The sequence below is a fragment of the Caballeronia terrestris genome, from assembly GCF_001544515.1.
Taxonomy (GTDB): Bacteria; Pseudomonadota; Gammaproteobacteria; order Burkholderiales; family Burkholderiaceae; genus Caballeronia; species Caballeronia terrestris.
On sequence record NZ_FCOL02000034.1, the window covers coordinates 30,205 to 45,414 of the forward strand.

Below are 15,210 nucleotides of genomic sequence, written 5' to 3' on the forward strand. Positions count from 1 at the left end.
GAGGTGTTTGCCATGGGCCAGCTGAATGACCATAAGGAACTTACAGTCGGCCCTTGCAAGGGCGACAGCGTCGACCGCGTGCTGGAGTTCATCGCGAATGCGTTGGTGCTCCTCCTGATCTTGCTTCCCGAGATCGCTCAAGCCCAAGACGCAGCGGGCGCATTCACCGGCATTACCGCATTTCTGAAGTCCATTACCAACCTGCTCATCTTCGAGTGGGGCTATTACATCGGCATCATCACCCTGGCGATCCAGGGGATTCGCTGGAAAACCGGGCGCATCGACCTGATGACGCTCGGCGGGTGGGGCTTGGGGATTGGTTTGGTGTTCTTCGCACCGAACATCGTGGGCGATATTCGCAATCGTGCGAGTGGCCTGGTATGAGCCAGGACGACCGCCAGGAGCAACTGCTGCACGATGAGGCGGAAACGCTTGTTGCGGCGATGACGCGTCCCACGATGGTAGGTGGCTTGACGCTCACGAGTCTTGCGATGAGCTTCTATTTTCCCGGCATGGCTGCGCTCATCACACGATCGCTGTGGGCTGCGGCCTTGGTTCCCGTCCTTCTGTTGATCAGCTATCTGATCTGCCTGAAAGACGTGTATCTGTTCGACATCCTTGCCGCCGCCACTCATCTGAAAACGTGCCCGAACAAGCGTTTTTTGGGATGCCGTCGCTATGCGCCTCGCTGACGTTTTGAAAGAGCAGTTTGACATGTCGCTGACGATGCCGACACCCGACGGTGCTCGCGCTAACGCCCGCGAGATGGCGTTGAGCGACATGATTCCGTACACCGTTCACTATGATGATGAAACCGTCATCACCAAGGACGATGGCGTGATGCAGGTCATCAAGCTCGACGGCCTGTATTTTGAATCGCTGAGCGCTACCCAAATCAAGCAGTTCGAGCGTCGGCGCAACACGGTGTTGCGCTCCATCGCGAACAGCGACCGTGGCATCTATGTGCACCTGATTCGTCGCAAGGTCAATCAGTATCCGGCAGGCGAAGGCGGCACGTGGTTTTCGCGGCAGTTCAATGCGGCCTGGCGCGCCCGCTACGCGCAGCGCTCGTTCTACGTAAACGACATCTACATTTCTATCGTGCGCAACCGGTTCCGGCAGGGCGTGCCGGGCATCCTCGACCGCTTGTTCTCCTTGGTGTCAGGCACGACGATCACGAACGAGGTGTTGGAGTCGTTCGACGAACAGGTCAAGGACGTCAACGAAGCGGCAAATCTGATTACCCAAACGTTGGCGAGCTATGGCGCCCGAAAGCTGCGCATCCAGCGCCGCCCCGAATTTTCTGCCGATCAGGTGACCCGTGCCGATGCCCGGGCCGCAATCGTTCGGTCCGGTATGGACTGGCAAGCGTTCCTACGCGAGCATGGCGAGCGCGGTGTCTATCGACCTGACGAGGTGCTCGACGCCCTCGGCGCGGACTACACCGAGATCGGCGGCTTTCTTCACTACCTCATCAACCTCGAAGATGAGCGCGTGCCGGTCACGGAACTGCCGCTCGATCGCACGCTGGCCGTGTCGTGGCTTGACTTCAAGACCGTGAGTAACACGATGGCCGTACAAAACCTGAGCGGCACGCGCGCTGGCGCCATGCTGAGCATGGCCGAGTGGCCCTCGCGCACGCCTTCGCGGATGCTGGACGAATTTCTCAGGCAACCCGTCGAGTACATCATCACGCAGTCGTTCTTCTTTACAGACCGGATCAGCGCCGAGCATGACATGCGGCAGGAACGCCGCCGTATTGCGGTGAACGATCACGAGGGCGTCGCGCAGGAAGACAAGGACGAAATCACCCAAGGCTGCAAGACCTGAGTCGCGGGCGTTCGGTCAATGGTTTGCATCACCTGAGCATGCTGGTGCATGTGCCGGCCACGACGACACTCGTCGACCCTGTCGCCAACAAAGCGCAAACGTTTGCGGATCTCGATGCCGCGGTCGGACTGTTGAAGAAATCCTTCGTTAATCTCGGGGTGAAGCCGGTGCGCGAATGGTTTGCGGTGGAGACCTTTTTCTGGGCGCAACTTCCTGGTCAAGCGCAGCATTTCATGGGCCGGCGTGGCAAGATTAAGTCAGGCAACTTCGCGGGTTTTGCCTCGCTGCACAACTTCGCCACCGGAAAGATCGACGGCAACTTGTGGGGTTCAGCGATCATGCCGTTCGAGACGGAGAGCGGCACCGCTTACCACTTCAACTTCCACCGGGAGATGGAAGGGATGGTCGCAGGCAGTACCGCGGTGACGGCCGATACCGGTGCAGGAAAAACGACGCTGCTCTGCGCCTTGATTGCAATGGCCGACAAAGCCCAGCCGCGAGTGTTCTGGTTCGACAATCGCGAAGGCGCAAAGGTGTTTATGTGCGCGATGGGTGCGCAGCACACGACGCTGAGCGTGCAGGGAGCGACGGGATGGAACCCTTTCAAGCTCCCCGATACGCCCGACAACCGCGCGTATCTGATCGAGTTGCTGATGCTGATGCGCACCTGCTACGGTGGGACTCTGGTGCCTGATGACGTCGAGCGATTCAAGAAAGCCGTTCACGAAAACTACGCACTCCCCGAACAAGACCGGCGTTTGCGCAATGTGGCGTGGTGTTTGGGTCAGGGAGAGCTCGCCAAAGACATGCGTATATGGCACGGCGCGAACGGTCACGAGGGGGCGAACTGGGGTGTCTTCGACAATGAGCACGACCGCATCGATCTGAGCACGTGCCGGCATTATTGCTACGAGATGCGGCAACTCATCAAAGAGGGTGCGGCGCGCCCCGAGTTGCCCGTCGTCCTGAGCTACTTGTTCCATCGCATCGAGCAGGCGATGAACGGCGAGCCTTTCATCCTGGTGCTCGAAGAAGGCCAGAACCTCGTCAAGCACGCATATTGGCGCGACAAGATCGACAGCTACATCATGCAGATTCGTCGCAAGAACGGGTTGCTGATTTTTGTGACGCCGGACGCCAAGTACCTGTATAGCGAAACGGACTCGATCCAGAAGCAGACAGCGACCAAGATTTTTCTGCCGAACGGCGAAGCCAGGTACGCCGATTATGTCGATGCGCTCGGGCTTACACCGGCTGAGTTCGAGTTCGTCCGCGATACGCCGCCGGAGCACCGCACCTTCCTAATCCGACGCGGTAACGAGTCAATCAGAGCGAAGTTCGATCTTTCTGAGCTGCCTGAATTCATCCCGATCCTGTCTTCCAATGACAAGGGGGTCGCGTTGATGGACGAGATTATTCGTGATCTCGGGTCCAACGATCCAGAACGGTGGGTCCCGATCTTTATGGCACGTGCGCTTGCCAGGAACACGCACAACCTCAGCCGGAAGCAAGCCTGACCAGGAACTCAGTCATGAAAGCGATTTTTGTGTGCGTAGCGATCGCCGCTTCATTCTGCACATCGATGCCGGCAGCGGCAACGGGCATTCCGACCTTCGATGCGGCGACGATGTCCCAGTTGCAGCAGCAGTTTCGCCAGTTGCAACAACAGTACGAAACGCTCAAGCAGCAGTATGCCGCGGTCACGGGGAGCTATGGTCGTGGGCAGCTGGGCCTGAGCGAATCGATCCGCGCGACTTCGGTGGTCCCCGGATCGTGGCAAGAGGTCGTTGCGCAGCAGCAGAGCGGAGCCTTTGGCTCGCGGCAAAGCTTTTACGAGAAGCTCATCAATACGATGCCGCAGGACCTGTTCGCCAATCCGCAGGCGCAGAATGCGACGACCTACAAGATGAGCACGGATTCGGTGCGCGCCGCGATGGCGGGCGGCGACTCATTGTATTCCGAAGTGCAGACGCACCTCATCAATCTGACCCGCATGAGCGAGCAGGTCGATGCGACGACCAACGTCAAGGATGCTCAGGACTTGCAGAACCGCATCTCGAGCGAGAACGGCATGTTGCAAAGCGCGATGGCGAAGCTCAACGCGATGAACATGAATCTGCAAGCCAACATGTTGAATCAGCAGAACCAGGCGACAGCGGCCACGCAGAAGTATTTCCGCCGCACGGGCGAGTAAGCCTCTTCTGATATGCGAGCCCCTCACCCGGAGTTTCCGCCATGAAAATTCTTGCCTTCCTGCCCTTGCTCCTGTCCTTACCGATGGTCGCGCTCGCGCGTAAGGGCTGGCGCCTGTTTGCGGTGCTGGTGCTCGCGGCGCTCATCACGGGCTGCACGAGCGCCTCGAACAAGTTTGACAAGTCGCCGTGTGCGTGCGAGTTCGAGCTCCTCAACACGGGAACGGATGGAGGTAAAGATGATGCGTAACGTTTGGATGATTGTGTCGGGCCTCGCCACCGTGGTTGCGATCGGTGGGGCCGTCTATTACTTCTTTCCAAAGCAGCCAGCCGAACCGATTGTGTCAGACGCGTCGAACGTGCCTCAACATCCTTCAACCGGTAGCCGCGTTCTCGTTGTGCCAGCAGGAAACCCACTACTTACCGCGGACGCCGCTCAGTTCAGCCGCTGGGTGTCTTTGTATCCAATTCGATGTGGGGAAATCGTTTTTGAAAAGGCGGACCCTAAAGCGAAGAACTACTCATTCTGCATCGCAGAAATCAGGAGGCGTGTCGCGACCGCAACGGGTCAGCAGTTGAGTCGCGATGACGTGCTTGACCCAAGAGTCAGAGTGCATTGGCGAGAAGTGACGGGAGCGAAGTGATATGGCCGCCATGAGCTTACAGGGTTTGGCCGGTGCAGCCGACGGCGTGACGCAGTCTTTCTTATCGCAGACATACCCGGCCATCGCGGGCGCCATTTCGACACCGCTCTACTTCGTTGCAATCCTCTATTGGGTGGTGTTTGGCTACAAGATTTATGCGGGATACGCCCCAATGCTGTGGAAAGATCTGCTAGCAAAACTCATCATGACGGTGGCTGTCTTTGGAACGCTCAGTTGGGGTGGCCTCGCTCAGGTGGTTTATAACGCGTTCGTTTCGTTCATGGAAGGTACGGCCGCCACAATCATGGCCGGTAAGCCGACGGCGCAAATGCTTGATGCGTTATGGGGCAATGTCGACGCCGTATCCGTAAAGCTTCGAAATGTCGACTTTTACCAGTTTGCGATGATTTGCGATGGCATCCTTCTATTTGTTGTGAACTGCGTCCTGTTCGCACTTGCGCTCGTGTACATGACGATCGCGAAGTTTGGGCTGGCCATTACGATGGTGCTTTGCCCGCTGTTTCTTGGCTTCTTAATGTTCCCTGAAACGCGGCAGTGGTTCATCAACTGGGTAAGCAAGATGCTCACCTTTTGCTTCATTTACATCCTGGTGATCGCCATTGTTCGTTTCGGATTTTTAGCTTTCGGTGATGCTATTGACACAGCAGGGAGAGTGGCGCAATCGGACGAGTTGGCGACGAGCGAGCAGACCGCGCAGCTGGTCATCGTCGAAGGCGTCCTGATCCTGTTCATGTTAAGCGTCCGTGGCTGGGCGTCGGCATTGGCGGGCGGCGCCTCGTCGTCAACCGGGACACTGTTGATGCTCGTGCGCATGGCGATGCCTCGGGGAGGCGCCCGATGAGCTCCGGTCGTGCGACGTTTCTCGGTGACGCAAAAACTCAGGCCGCACAGTTGGGCGGTTCAAACAAGCTCAAGCAGGAGCGCAACCGCGCCTATCTGTTCATCGGCCTGTTGCTGATCTGCCTGGCGGGCCTAGCCGGTGCCGTGACGGTGCTCGCCAACATCCATACGGTCATCCCGGTGGTGTCCGTCATCGATGCGAACGGGCATGTGGTCAAACAGGAGGTGGTCAACAAGGAAACGCTCACGGGTCAGGAGAGTTTCGTCCAAAGCCAGGTGTACGACTTCATCATGTACTGCAACACGTTCGATCCTGACTGGCGGCAGCGCTTCGCCGATCTCTGCCGCCTGCACTCGACGCAAACGATCGCCGCGCAGTACGACGCGGAAACCAGCGCGGATAACCCGAACAACCCGTATTACCAGATCGGGCAGGGCGGCCGGCGCTACCCCAAAGTGACCGGCATCACATCGCTGGGCAAAGACGCTTATCAGGTGTCGTTTCAGTCAATCACCGACAAGCCCGGCAGCGCGTCGAAAATCGACTATTACACGGCGCTGGTTCGCTACACCTTCACGTTCAAGCCGCTCGCGCTGGGCGACCGTTGGGAAAATGCGCTGGGTTTCGCGGCGACGGCATACCGAAAAGACCAGGAGCTAAGCCGCCAGTGATCCGCGGAGCACTGCGCTTCGTACTCGGTGAGGCAAGGCCGTCTTGCAACGCCCGTTTCGACTTGCAGAAGGGAGATGCACCATGAGACCCGCTTCATTTTCTCTCGGTATCGCTCTTTCGGCCGTTTTGACTGGCGGATCGCTCTCGCTCGTCTCGGCGCCGGCGAGCGCAGCAAAGTTGCCCCGCGCGCTTGTCACCGATGACCGGGTCAAGCAAGTGGCCTATGACCCAAATCAGGTCTACGAGATCGTCGGAACCTATGGCTACCAGACCTCGATTGAATTTGCGAACGACGAAACGGTCAAGGTGGTCACGGTGGGCGATTCAATTGCATGGCAGACGGTCCCTTACCAGAATCGGCTATTTCTGAAGCCGGTCGAGCCGAACGCGGCGACGAATCTGACGGTGATTACTGACAAGCGCACGTACTACTTCAAGCTCAACAGCGCGAAAAGCCGCGCCTCGATGACGTTCCTGGTCCGGTTCGTCTATGTGAACGCGAACGCGAACACGAACATGAACGGGGTCGCTGGCGCGGCCGCCTCCCGCCGGGCGAGCACGGGGATCGACCCGGCACGGCTCAATCTCGACTACGGCACCTCGGGTAACAAGGCCGCGATTCCGCTCGCCCGTGCGTTCGACGACGGCCAGTTCACCTACTTCCTGCTCGCCCCGGACGCGGAGATCCCGTCCGTCTACACGGTCGGCCCCGATGGTACCGAGTCGATCGTCAATACGCGTCGCGAGGGGCAGTATCTGGTGGTCGAACGCACGGCGAGCCTGTTCACGCTACGCAACGGTAATTCGCATCTGTGCGTGCGGAACAATGCGAATCCGTATAAGCGCACCGCAGCGGAGGTGACGGAGACGGCGGCGCACATCGTCACAGGCGGCTGAGATGAGCGCTCCGACCAATCTGCCGGAGGATGACCGCGAGGCGGCGGTTCGCGAGTGGGAAAAACAGACCCATGCTTCATTGGTCGTGGGCAACCGGAAGAAGAGCATCAGCGGCATCGCGATTGTCGCCCTTGCGGTGGCCGCACTCGGCGCGGTCTGGTACTGGAAGCAAGGGGGCAGCGAGGCGGCGAGGCCTGCCCCCAATGCCGAGTTGGACATTCCGGAACGCAAGCCCGTTCCCAAGCTGAAGGCGCGAGAGCCGGCCATTGTGCCAGCCGCCGCTTCGGCTCCGATCTCGACCCCGACCCCGGCGAGCGCCACCCACGCCGATGATCCGATGCGAGCCCAGCGTGAGCAAATGGAGATGCAGCGTCGGGAGCAAGAGCGGCGCATCCTCGAAGCACGCATGAAGTCAGCGATCATTGCGCCGAACGCGAGTAATCAAGCGCCGACGGCCATGCTGCCGACGAACGGCGGTGATGGTCGTGCCGCTGATTCTGATACCGGGCCGTCCCAGGCGAGTGCGGGCATGCTGGGCGGCGGCAGTGGTGGTGGTGTTGGTGGCGGTGGCGAGCGGGGCGCACAGGACCCGAACTCGCGCTTTGCCCGAGCCGTGTCGAGCAATGGCGTCGCGGTAAGCCACGCTAATCAGATTGACAACCTGCCATACAAGGTGCTGCAGGGCAAGCTGATCGAGGCCGTGCTGGAGCCGCGGGCGATCTCTGATTTGCCCGGTATGGTCTGCGCGACGGTGCAGCGCGACGTGTACGGCGCACAAGGCCGGAACGTGCTCGTTCCCTGGGGTTCGCGCGTGTGCGGCATGTACAACGCAGACGTGCGCAAGGGACAGGACCGGCTGTTCGTCGTCTGGAACATGCTGCGCCGGCCCGATGGCGTCCAAGTGGCGATCGACAGCGCAGGTGCCGACCAGCTCGGCACGGCGGGCATGGGCGGCATCGTGAACACGCATTTTGCCGAGATTTTCGGCATGTCCGCGCTGCTGTCGATCATCGGCGCCGGCGCCTCCAACGCTGGCGTGGGTTCGAACGATCAGTACAATTCGGCCGCTTACTATCGACAGTCTGTGCAGCAGGCGGCAGCGCAGACCTCGCAGCAGGTGCTGGCGCCGTACATCAATATCCCGCCCACCATCACGGTACCCGCCGGCTCGCGGGTTCGCATCTATGTGAACCAGGATCTGGACTTTACGCCACTCTACAAGGACGAGATCGAAACCTCTCGACATGGTGACGGCGTGACGTTCATTCAATAGAGGCCCGGTCATGTCGGAGATTGCATCGTTCCGGGCCAAGCTTGCGCCGCTCGTGGACTATCTGGATGACGCCGAGGTCACCGAGCTGGCCATCAATCGACCGCGCGAGCTTTGGCTGGGACGGCAGGGACAGCGCTATATGGAGCACGTCGAAGTACCGGATCTGACCTTCGGGCTGCTCGAATCGTTGGCGGAGGTCACGGCGTCTTACACCAGTCAGGAAACCGACCGGGAGCGGCCGCTCTTGGCTGCAACGATTCCCATCGACCTGTCCGATGGCATCGCCGATGCGGAGCGCGGCGGCTACCGCGTTCAAGTCGTGCGGCCGCCCGCGGTCGAAGAACAGACCATCGCGCTGTGTATCCGCAAGCCGACGCTGCTCGATATCGGGCTCAGCGAATACAGCAAGCACGGCGCGTTCGCCGATGTGAACCGACAGGTAGAGGAGGGAGAATTTTCGGATGACCGCTTGCGCGAGCTTTACAAGGCGAGCCGGTGGGAAGCGTTTTTGCGGGGCGCGGTGCGGGCCCACAAGAACATTGTCATTTCTGCCGGCACCAACGCCGGCAAGACGACCCTGCTGAACGCGTTGCTCAAAGAGATTCCGGAGCACGAGCGCGTCGTCACGATTGAGGATTCGCGTGAAGTCCGCCCGCCGCAACGCAACTGCCTGCACATGCTGTACTCACGCGGCGGGCAAGGGGTGGCCAAGGTCACGGCGGTGGATCTGCTGGAGGCCATGCTGCGACTCACGCCTGACCGTCCGATCATGGGCGAGCTGCGCGGCGCGGAAGCCTACTCGTATCTTGAGTTGCTCAATTCAGGACATACCGGCTCGATTACGACGATTCACGCTGACAGCCCCAACCTGATGTTCGACCGGCTCGCACAGATGGTGATGCGTTTCGGTTCACCAATGCCGAAAGACCAGATCATCGACTACGCGCGGTCGCTTATTCAGGTGGTCGTTCAGTTTAAGCGCAGTGCCGACGGCCGCCGCTATGTCTCGGAGATTCAATATGAGGGCGCTTAATGTGGTTGCCATGGTCACGGTGACGTCCGGCGTGCTCGCTGCCGCTCCGATCTTCGCGGCCGCGCAAACGCCGGCGCAGATGGGGCAACAATCGCTGCCACACTCGCTTCCACAACCACTGCCCTTTGAAAAGCTGGCCGCCGAGTGTGCGCCGGACATTCATCCGACCACGCTGAAGGGCGTGGTGAGTACCGAATCGTCGTGGAATCCCTATGCGATTGGGGTCGTGGGCGGGCGCCTAGAGCGCCAGCCCCGCAATCTGGCCGAGGCGATTGCGACGGCCCGCGAGCTCGAACGGCAGGGTTTCAATTTCTCGATGGGCCTGGGGCAGGTAAATCGGTACAACCTCGCCAGGTACGGTGAGAACTACGAAACCGTGTTTGAGCCATGCCGCAATCTCAAGGCGGGGAGCGCGATCCTCAAAGACTGCTTTCAGCGCGCCACGGCGCAGATCGGTGACGAACAGCAGGCCTTGCGTGCCGCGTTCAGTTGCTACTACTCGGGTAACTTCACGCGCGGTTTTCGAGCGGACAGAGCTGGCCAGCCGAGCTATGTGCAGAAGGTCGTCGCGAATGCGACGGACTCGGCGCAGCCGATTCCCGTTGTGCCGGCCGTGAAGCGTGAAAGCGCCGACGGCGCGACGCCTCTTAGCCAGGCCGGCCGGCCTTCGATACCGGCAAACCCGATCAGGCTGACCACGCCGGCGTGGGTGATATTTGCTGAGGTTGCGCAGCAGGATCAGCCAGCCGCGCAGATGCGGGCCGAATCGGCCAACGCGCTGGTCGAGGCGTCGGCCGTGAGAGTTCGGCTCAAGACGCCTGCGGGGGCCGCTGCTCGTGAGGGGCAAAGCCCGGCACTGCGCGGAGCGGACGTGGCGCGCATGCAGCGCTCGACGCCGAACGGCATCGAGCAAGATGCGCCTTTCGTGCAGTTCGTGGACTAGTTATTTCTTGGCAAGCGAGAATGAGACAGCGATTTCAGGAGAAGAGGCCATGAAGAAGCTCGTCGCCGCACTATCCATCACAGCCGCGTGCGCATGCGCCCACGCTTCGGACTATGGATGCAAGGTGCTGCTGTGCCTCGCCAATCCTGGGTCTAACGGCGGCGCTAAGGGGATGGCGCAGTGCGAACAGCCGATCGATCAGCTTTACCACGATCTGAGCAAAGGAAGACCGTTCCCGACCTGTGACATGTCAGACGGCAACGATGGTTCCAGCTACGCCCGCCAGGTCTACGATCAATACGACCCCTGCCCGGCTCCGCTGCAAGCGGTTCTGCGCGGTTCCTATGTGACCGAAGGGCGGCCTAAAACAAGCGGTGCGACGGTTGAAGGGTGGGGCGGAGATGGGTCGTATGTACTGACCGGGCCGCCGCAAGTATCCGAACAAGGCGACTACGGCAATGCCTCGGGCCCAAGGGCCTGCGTCGGAAAGTCGATCGGCTTGTACAGCGCCGGCAGCTTCGACAACCCGTACACCGTGAATGTGTTCGACAAGGTGATCTGGCAACCGGCGCAAACGCCGCGAGCCATCGACGTTTTTATCGACAACAGATGGCAACAACGCGTGCGCTGGTAGACGAGTGGTAACCGTGTTGACTCGTCTGCATCGCTCAGCCGGTCACGCGACTGTGGAGCACAAAAGTGCGTCGTGACACGGCTTCGCGTCAAGAAGTTGAACCCGGCTGAGGCCACGGCCAACCGCGTTTTTCGTCCGACATGCCCCATTCACTAGACGTCGCCGTTTCGGCCGACTTCTCGACAGGCGTCGCTTTCTCGAGCGTAGCTTGGTTGTCTTCTGTCGTGAGGTCGGCCTTGATTTCAGGAAGCCCTGTTCCGAACCACGTCACCTTCTTCTGAATGTGCGCCGCAAAAGCCTTCCAGCCGCCTGGATTCCCCTCAAACAAGGCGTGCTGCACGGACGCGGCCAGCGCTTCGTGATTCAATTCCGGCTCGAGCAGTTCCTTGGGCCAAAGCGAATAGGCGCGCGTCGCTCGTTGGCCAAACTCGGCCGCAGTCATCGTGGATGCGACTCCTCGAAGAAAAGCAAATCGCTGTAAAGACTTCTCGTCTTTGGCCAGTTGCGCGACCAGGGCGTCTGGACGTTGCGTGTTCGCTACGCAACTTATGGCTTCCAACATGTCCCCGAGATGCAGCAGCAGTTCTCGTCTGTCAAAACGGTCGTCCAAGGCTTCCTCCTCTTTACGGTGCTCCGTCATTCTAGCGCCCGTAACACTGCGAGTTGACGAACTTCCGCTGCGTGTGCGCGCGCGTGTGCGCGTGCTCGGCTCGTTACGCGCCGAGTCGAGCACCGAGTATCGGTTGGTTGAGCGGTAGAGCAGACATGAAGCATGTGCTTGCCGTCTGTATCCACGCAGACTTGGGAACTGGTATTAAGGATATCGCGAACTAACCAACGATTCCACTGCCAAACGGGAACCACGCGTGGTTTAGGCCATCGAAGGCTGTGCCTGCTCGCAACGCTCAGTAACACGTTAGCGCCGCTCGCGAGTGTTTCGTGCTGCGCTAATGATTAGAACGGTGGCATAGTGCGGGCATGACATTCTCAAGGAGACCGTTATGCCAACCTTGGAACAAATCCAAAGAAAAATGAAACGACTTCAAGCACAGTCTGAGGCCTTGATTGCAATGCGGTCAAAGACTGTCCTTGCTGACATCCGGAAGCTCATGGACGAGCACGGACTGACGACCGCGGACATCCAAGCGCACTCCGCGACGAAAAAGCGCGCCGGCCGTCCGGCAGGCGCCGCGTCCGCACCGACCGGATCGAGTTCAACGAAGGGTAAACTGCCGCCGAAGTACCGCGACCCGAAAACGGGCGCGACGTGGAGCGGCCATGCGCGACCGCCCGCCTGGATTGCGAAGGTCCGGGACCGTACGAAATTTCTGATCGATGGTGCGGGCGTGGTGGCCGGCGCGAATGGTGTGAGTAAGGCGAAAGCGGCGCTTGAGAAGGCTTCGAAGGCGGCCAGGACTGTCGCGAGCAAGGCACGAGGCAAAGGATCCCTACCACCGAAGTATCGTGATCCGAAGAGCGGCGCGACTTGGAGCGGTCGCGCTCGTGCGCCGGTCTGGATCGCAAAGGTCCGCGATCGCACGAAGTTCCTGATCGGCGAAGTCGCTGCCGCTCCAGCAAGCGGCGTTGCTGCGAAAAAGCCTAAAGCCAAGAGGGTGGGGGCCGCGAAGACCGCAACGACCGGGAAGAAGTCTCCCGTCAAACAGGCGGCGAAAAAAGCGCCAGTTGCGTCGCTGAAACGGGTTGTCGCCAAAAAAGCCGCGAAGCCTGCCGCTAAGAAGGTCACCAAAAGCAACGTGGCAAGCCGCAAGGCGGTCGCCGCGAGAAAAACGGTTACGCCATCTGACGCGCCGGTCGCTCTCGCGTCGGCGGCCGCACCCGAGACCGGGAGCGTACCGGCAACGGCGTAGCGCGATGGCGCCTGCGCACGTTGCGCGTCGGCTTGACAAAAGAAACGCTTCTCGGTGTGAACTGAGGGGCGTTTTTTGCCGCGGCGCTTGAGTTACAGCGCGGCGTCCTTCAGTTTCTTCAGCGGACGTACTTTCAGTCGCACCGAAGCGGGCTTCGCGGCGAACCACTTGTCTTCGCCGGTGAACGGGTCCTTGCCGAAGCGCTTCTTCTTGGCGGGCACATCCTGTGCCACAACCTTCAACAGGCCCGGCAGCGTGAACTCCTTCGCGCCTTTCTTGTGGATTGATGCGAGCACGGTTTCTTCAAGTGCGGCCATCAACGCCTTCGCGGCTTTCGGTTCAACGCCAGCGCGCTCGGCGAGATGTACGCTCAGCGAGGCCTTCGTGAACGAATCCTTGATGGGTTTCAGCGGCGCAGCAGCAGCGGCCGCTTTCTTCGTGGCCGGTCCGGTGGCCTTCTTCACCAGAGGCGCTTTCTTCGCAACAGGGGTAGCTGCCTTTTTAGGGGCCTTTGCAGCGTTTGTTGCACTTTCTTTTGCCATGTATTCCTCGTCTGTGACCAAAGGTTGGCCTGAGACTCTTGCCTTTGAATAGTCATCGACATACGCAAAGGTGAATTCCTCGGGCTGACGATAGCGTATCAATGCAAGCGTGAATCCGCAACGGTCTGAGCCCATAATACAAAGGGCTTGCGGCCAGGACGAGACGAAAGCGACGACCTGTACCGTACTTCAGGACGTTGCTCCCCGCTCAACCCACAGTTAGGGGCGGATGCAGCACGCGCACAGTTGCCGGGGTGTCTTGGCGCGCAGGCACGTAGTCGTGGTACGGACTCGTCTATTGAGACTTACGTAAGTCATGAAATTGCGCACCGACATGAGTGCCAGGGCGTGCTTTAAATGCGTCGAGCGTCTGCTCGAGTGGAGTCACGCACATCACACGTTTTTTTCTTAATCGCACGCTTTGTCCAGAGAGACGTCACGCCCGCTGCCTAAGCGAAAGGCGACCGTCTCGCCGGATTTGGAGTGCTATGCTCCTCGCTGGGCGAGGTTTCAAGTAGTTGAGCTTCTTAGCGCAACCTGTACCTTCTATTTTTCGATTAAATCCGTGGAGCCACAATGCCCCTTGAAACACCCGAAGAGCACATTAGAATGCACGCGTACCGGCTGTGGGAAGCCGACGGCGGTCCGCACGGCCGCGACGAATATTACTGGCATCAAGCGTGCGCTCAGCTTCAAACTGACGTCGCTGCGCCGAGCGATCTTTTGTCGGACGAAGATGCAAAGTCAACGGCTCGGAAGGTCACGACGAAAAAGACAGCCACTACGAGCAATGCTGAAAAGGCCTCGAAGTCTAAAACCAAGAATGCGTCTGTCGCGTCCGGTGCTGAGCGGACATCCAAAACCAAACGAAAATTTTCAACAAAAGCCGTTGCCGAACTTCCAGACACGAAAGATGCCGTGCCGAAGTCAGCTAAGAAGAACACCAAGAAGGTGAGTGCAACCAGCGAACAGGGGTCCAAGAACACTCGATAGCGTTGAGAGGAGCGCTGCAGACAACGTACGGATCGTGCCGCGCAACTCGGCACTGTCCGGGATCACGTTTCGGTATCGCCCGCGTGCATCATGCAGAGGGAGATCACGGCGAGGTCCACCGGGTCTATGTGACGCGCAGCGATGGTCTGACATTGCAGCACCATCGAACACGCCAGCGGAATCGGATCGAGGCCCAGATGCGGCTGTGCGGCGTGCGCGCCCTTGCCCGTCACCGTAATCCTGAAGCGCGAACCCGCCGCCATGATCGGCCCACGACGCAGGCCGAAATGTCCGGCCGGCAAACCCGGCCAGTTGTGCATGCCGAACACGGCCTCGGTCGGAAAGCGCTCGAACAGCCCGTCGTCGATCATCTTTCGCGCGCCCGCGCCGCCTTCTTCGCCTGGCTGAAAGACGAAGTGCACGCTGCCGGGCAACTGCGGCAATGCTTTCAGAAGACGTGCGGCGCCAAGCAGCATCACCGTATGCCCGTCGTGTCCACAGGCGTGCATGACGCCATGCGCGCACGACGCATGGGTGAAATCGTTGGCTTCATGAACGGGCAGCGCGTCGAGATCGGCGCGCAGCACGATGCCCTACGCCGGATTCGCGCCCGGCAGACTCGCCACCACGCCCGTCCCGCCCAGTCCGCGCGACACCTCGTACCCCAGCGCCTCCAGTTCGCGCGCCACGACGTCTGCCGTGCGGTGCTCCTCGAAACGCAGTTCGGGATGGGCATGCAGATCGCGTCGCAACTTCTCCCAATGCGCGTGATGCGTGGTCAGCGATGACTCGACAATATCGGCGGTCTCCAATTCAACACCTTTCGA

The 15,210-nt window shown here is 60.0% G+C and carries 16 protein-coding genes and 2 pseudogenes; 15 read left to right on the forward strand and 3 right to left on the reverse strand.

Features of this window, described 5'->3' with window-relative positions:
- The first annotated feature begins 12 nt into the window (after positions 1-12).
- The 13 genes and pseudogenes from AWB67_RS23550 (at position 13) to AWB67_RS23610 (ending at position 10,980) form a co-directional block, all read left to right on the forward strand.
- Positions 13-384, forward strand: a complete 372-nt coding sequence (locus AWB67_RS23550; RefSeq protein WP_087658635.1) for a TrbC/VirB2 family protein — start codon at positions 13-15, stop codon at positions 382-384.
- The gene (locus AWB67_RS23555; protein ID WP_087658636.1) at positions 381-692 is read left to right on the forward strand and encodes a VirB3 family type IV secretion system protein; all 312 of its coding nucleotides are present in this window, start codon (positions 381-383) and stop codon (positions 690-692) included. The genes AWB67_RS23550 and AWB67_RS23555 overlap by 4 nt, the downstream gene beginning before the upstream one ends.
- Positions 679-3,347: pseudogene (locus AWB67_RS43390) on the forward strand (VirB4 family type IV secretion/conjugal transfer ATPase). The gene AWB67_RS23555 and the pseudogene AWB67_RS43390 overlap by 14 nt, the downstream one beginning before the upstream one ends.
- 14 nt (positions 3,348-3,361) lie before the next feature.
- Entirely contained in the window at positions 3,362-4,024 is a 663-nt protein-coding gene (locus AWB67_RS23565) for a TrbJ/VirB5 family protein (RefSeq protein WP_087658637.1), read from the forward strand.
- Between the two features lie 41 nt (positions 4,025-4,065).
- Positions 4,066-4,272: a hypothetical protein gene (locus AWB67_RS23570; protein ID WP_087658638.1), complete on the forward strand. Its 207-nt coding sequence runs from the start codon at positions 4,066-4,068 to the stop codon at positions 4,270-4,272.
- Positions 4,262-4,666, forward strand: coding sequence for a hypothetical protein (locus AWB67_RS23575; RefSeq protein ID WP_235025277.1), 405 nt, complete (start codon positions 4,262-4,264; stop codon positions 4,664-4,666). Before AWB67_RS23570 ends, AWB67_RS23575 begins: the two co-directional genes overlap by 11 nt.
- A gap of 1 nt (position 4,667) precedes the next feature.
- Positions 4,668-5,528 carry a TrbL/VirB6 family protein gene (locus AWB67_RS23580; protein WP_087658639.1) on the forward strand — a complete coding sequence of 287 codons (861 nt, stop codon included), beginning with the start codon at positions 4,668-4,670 and terminating at the stop codon, positions 5,526-5,528.
- The gene (locus tag AWB67_RS23585) at positions 5,525-6,199 is read left to right on the forward strand and encodes a VirB8 family type IV secretion system protein (RefSeq protein WP_087658640.1); all 675 of its coding nucleotides are present in this window, start codon (positions 5,525-5,527) and stop codon (positions 6,197-6,199) included. Before AWB67_RS23580 ends, AWB67_RS23585 begins: the two co-directional genes overlap by 4 nt.
- A gap of 82 nt (positions 6,200-6,281) precedes the next feature.
- A complete protein-coding gene (gene virB9 / locus AWB67_RS23590) occupies positions 6,282-7,097 on the forward strand; it encodes a P-type conjugative transfer protein VirB9 (RefSeq protein ID WP_087658641.1) in 816 nt (271 codons plus the stop codon).
- A gap of 1 nt (position 7,098) precedes the next feature.
- Positions 7,099-8,370: a TrbI/VirB10 family protein gene (locus tag AWB67_RS23595; protein ID WP_087658642.1), complete on the forward strand. Its 1,272-nt coding sequence runs from the start codon at positions 7,099-7,101 to the stop codon at positions 8,368-8,370.
- 10 nt (positions 8,371-8,380) lie between these two features.
- A complete protein-coding gene (gene virB11, locus AWB67_RS23600) occupies positions 8,381-9,403 on the forward strand; it encodes a P-type DNA transfer ATPase VirB11 (protein WP_087658643.1) in 1,023 nt (340 codons plus the stop codon).
- Positions 9,404-9,413: 10 nt separating this feature from the next.
- Positions 9,414-10,346, forward strand: a complete 933-nt coding sequence (locus AWB67_RS23605; RefSeq protein WP_235025278.1) for a lytic transglycosylase domain-containing protein — start codon at positions 9,414-9,416, stop codon at positions 10,344-10,346.
- Positions 10,347-10,395: 49 nt separating this feature from the next.
- Positions 10,396-10,980 (forward strand): hypothetical protein, encoded by a 585-nt coding sequence (locus AWB67_RS23610; protein WP_087658644.1) that lies wholly within the window; start codon positions 10,396-10,398, stop codon positions 10,978-10,980.
- 88 nt (positions 10,981-11,068) lie between these two features.
- Here AWB67_RS23610 and AWB67_RS23615 read toward each other — a convergent pair whose 3' ends face one another.
- Positions 11,069-11,590 carry a hypothetical protein gene (locus AWB67_RS23615; protein ID WP_087658662.1) on the reverse strand — a complete coding sequence of 174 codons (522 nt, stop codon included), beginning with the start codon at positions 11,588-11,590 and terminating at the stop codon, positions 11,069-11,071.
- 391 nt (positions 11,591-11,981) lie between these two features.
- Here AWB67_RS23615 and AWB67_RS23620 point away from each other — a divergent pair, with 391 nt between their 5' ends.
- Entirely contained in the window at positions 11,982-12,848 is an 867-nt protein-coding gene (locus AWB67_RS23620; RefSeq protein ID WP_087658645.1) for an H-NS family nucleoid-associated regulatory protein, read from the forward strand.
- 92 nt (positions 12,849-12,940) lie between these two features.
- On the opposite strand, the gene AWB67_RS23625 is transcribed toward AWB67_RS23620, so the two are convergent.
- A complete protein-coding gene (locus AWB67_RS23625; RefSeq protein WP_087658646.1) occupies positions 12,941-13,390 on the reverse strand; it encodes an HU family DNA-binding protein in 450 nt (149 codons plus the stop codon).
- 576 nt (positions 13,391-13,966) lie between these two features.
- On the opposite strand from AWB67_RS23625, the gene AWB67_RS23630 reads away from it, so the two are divergent.
- The gene (locus AWB67_RS23630) at positions 13,967-14,383 is read left to right on the forward strand and encodes a DUF2934 domain-containing protein (RefSeq protein ID WP_087658647.1); all 417 of its coding nucleotides are present in this window, start codon (positions 13,967-13,969) and stop codon (positions 14,381-14,383) included.
- On the opposite strand, the pseudogene AWB67_RS23635 reads toward AWB67_RS23630, so the two are convergent.
- Positions 14,381-15,195 (reverse strand): annotated as a pseudogene (locus AWB67_RS23635) (amidohydrolase); the annotation flags it as partial. The gene AWB67_RS23630 and the pseudogene AWB67_RS23635 sit on opposite strands and share 3 nt — an antisense overlap.
- Positions 15,196-15,210 lie beyond the last annotated feature (15 nt).

What these genes read in the sequence shown, in the direction of transcription:
- AWB67_RS23585 (WP_087658640.1), top strand. Translation starts at nt 5,525, where the DNA reads ATGAGCTCCGGTCGTGCGACGTTTCTCGGTGACGCAAAAACTCAGGCC.
- virB11 (WP_087658643.1), top strand. Translation starts at nt 8,381, where the DNA reads ATGTCGGAGATTGCATCGTTCCGGGCCAAGCTTGCGCCGCTCGTGGAC.
- AWB67_RS23630 (WP_087658647.1), top strand. Translation starts at nt 13,967, where the DNA reads ATGCCCCTTGAAACACCCGAAGAGCACATTAGAATGCACGCGTACCGG.
- AWB67_RS23555 (WP_087658636.1), top strand. Translation starts at nt 381, where the DNA reads ATGAGCCAGGACGACCGCCAGGAGCAACTGCTGCACGATGAGGCGGAA.
- AWB67_RS23550 (WP_087658635.1), top strand. Translation starts at nt 13, where the DNA reads ATGGGCCAGCTGAATGACCATAAGGAACTTACAGTCGGCCCTTGCAAG.
- AWB67_RS23605 (WP_235025278.1), top strand. Translation starts at nt 9,414, where the DNA reads ATGGTCACGGTGACGTCCGGCGTGCTCGCTGCCGCTCCGATCTTCGCG.
- AWB67_RS23625 (WP_087658646.1), bottom strand. Translation starts at nt 13,390, where the DNA reads ATGGCAAAAGAAAGTGCAACAAACGCTGCAAAGGCCCCTAAAAAGGCA.
- AWB67_RS23575 (WP_235025277.1), top strand. Translation starts at nt 4,262, where the DNA reads ATGATGCGTAACGTTTGGATGATTGTGTCGGGCCTCGCCACCGTGGTT.
- AWB67_RS23595 (WP_087658642.1), top strand. Translation starts at nt 7,099, where the DNA reads ATGAGCGCTCCGACCAATCTGCCGGAGGATGACCGCGAGGCGGCGGTT.
- virB9 (WP_087658641.1), top strand. Translation starts at nt 6,282, where the DNA reads ATGAGACCCGCTTCATTTTCTCTCGGTATCGCTCTTTCGGCCGTTTTG.
- AWB67_RS23610 (WP_087658644.1), top strand. Translation starts at nt 10,396, where the DNA reads ATGAAGAAGCTCGTCGCCGCACTATCCATCACAGCCGCGTGCGCATGC.
- AWB67_RS23580 (WP_087658639.1), top strand. Translation starts at nt 4,668, where the DNA reads ATGGCCGCCATGAGCTTACAGGGTTTGGCCGGTGCAGCCGACGGCGTG.
- AWB67_RS23620 (WP_087658645.1), top strand. Translation starts at nt 11,982, where the DNA reads ATGCCAACCTTGGAACAAATCCAAAGAAAAATGAAACGACTTCAAGCA.
- AWB67_RS23570 (WP_087658638.1), top strand. Translation starts at nt 4,066, where the DNA reads ATGAAAATTCTTGCCTTCCTGCCCTTGCTCCTGTCCTTACCGATGGTC.
- AWB67_RS23565 (WP_087658637.1), top strand. Translation starts at nt 3,362, where the DNA reads ATGAAAGCGATTTTTGTGTGCGTAGCGATCGCCGCTTCATTCTGCACA.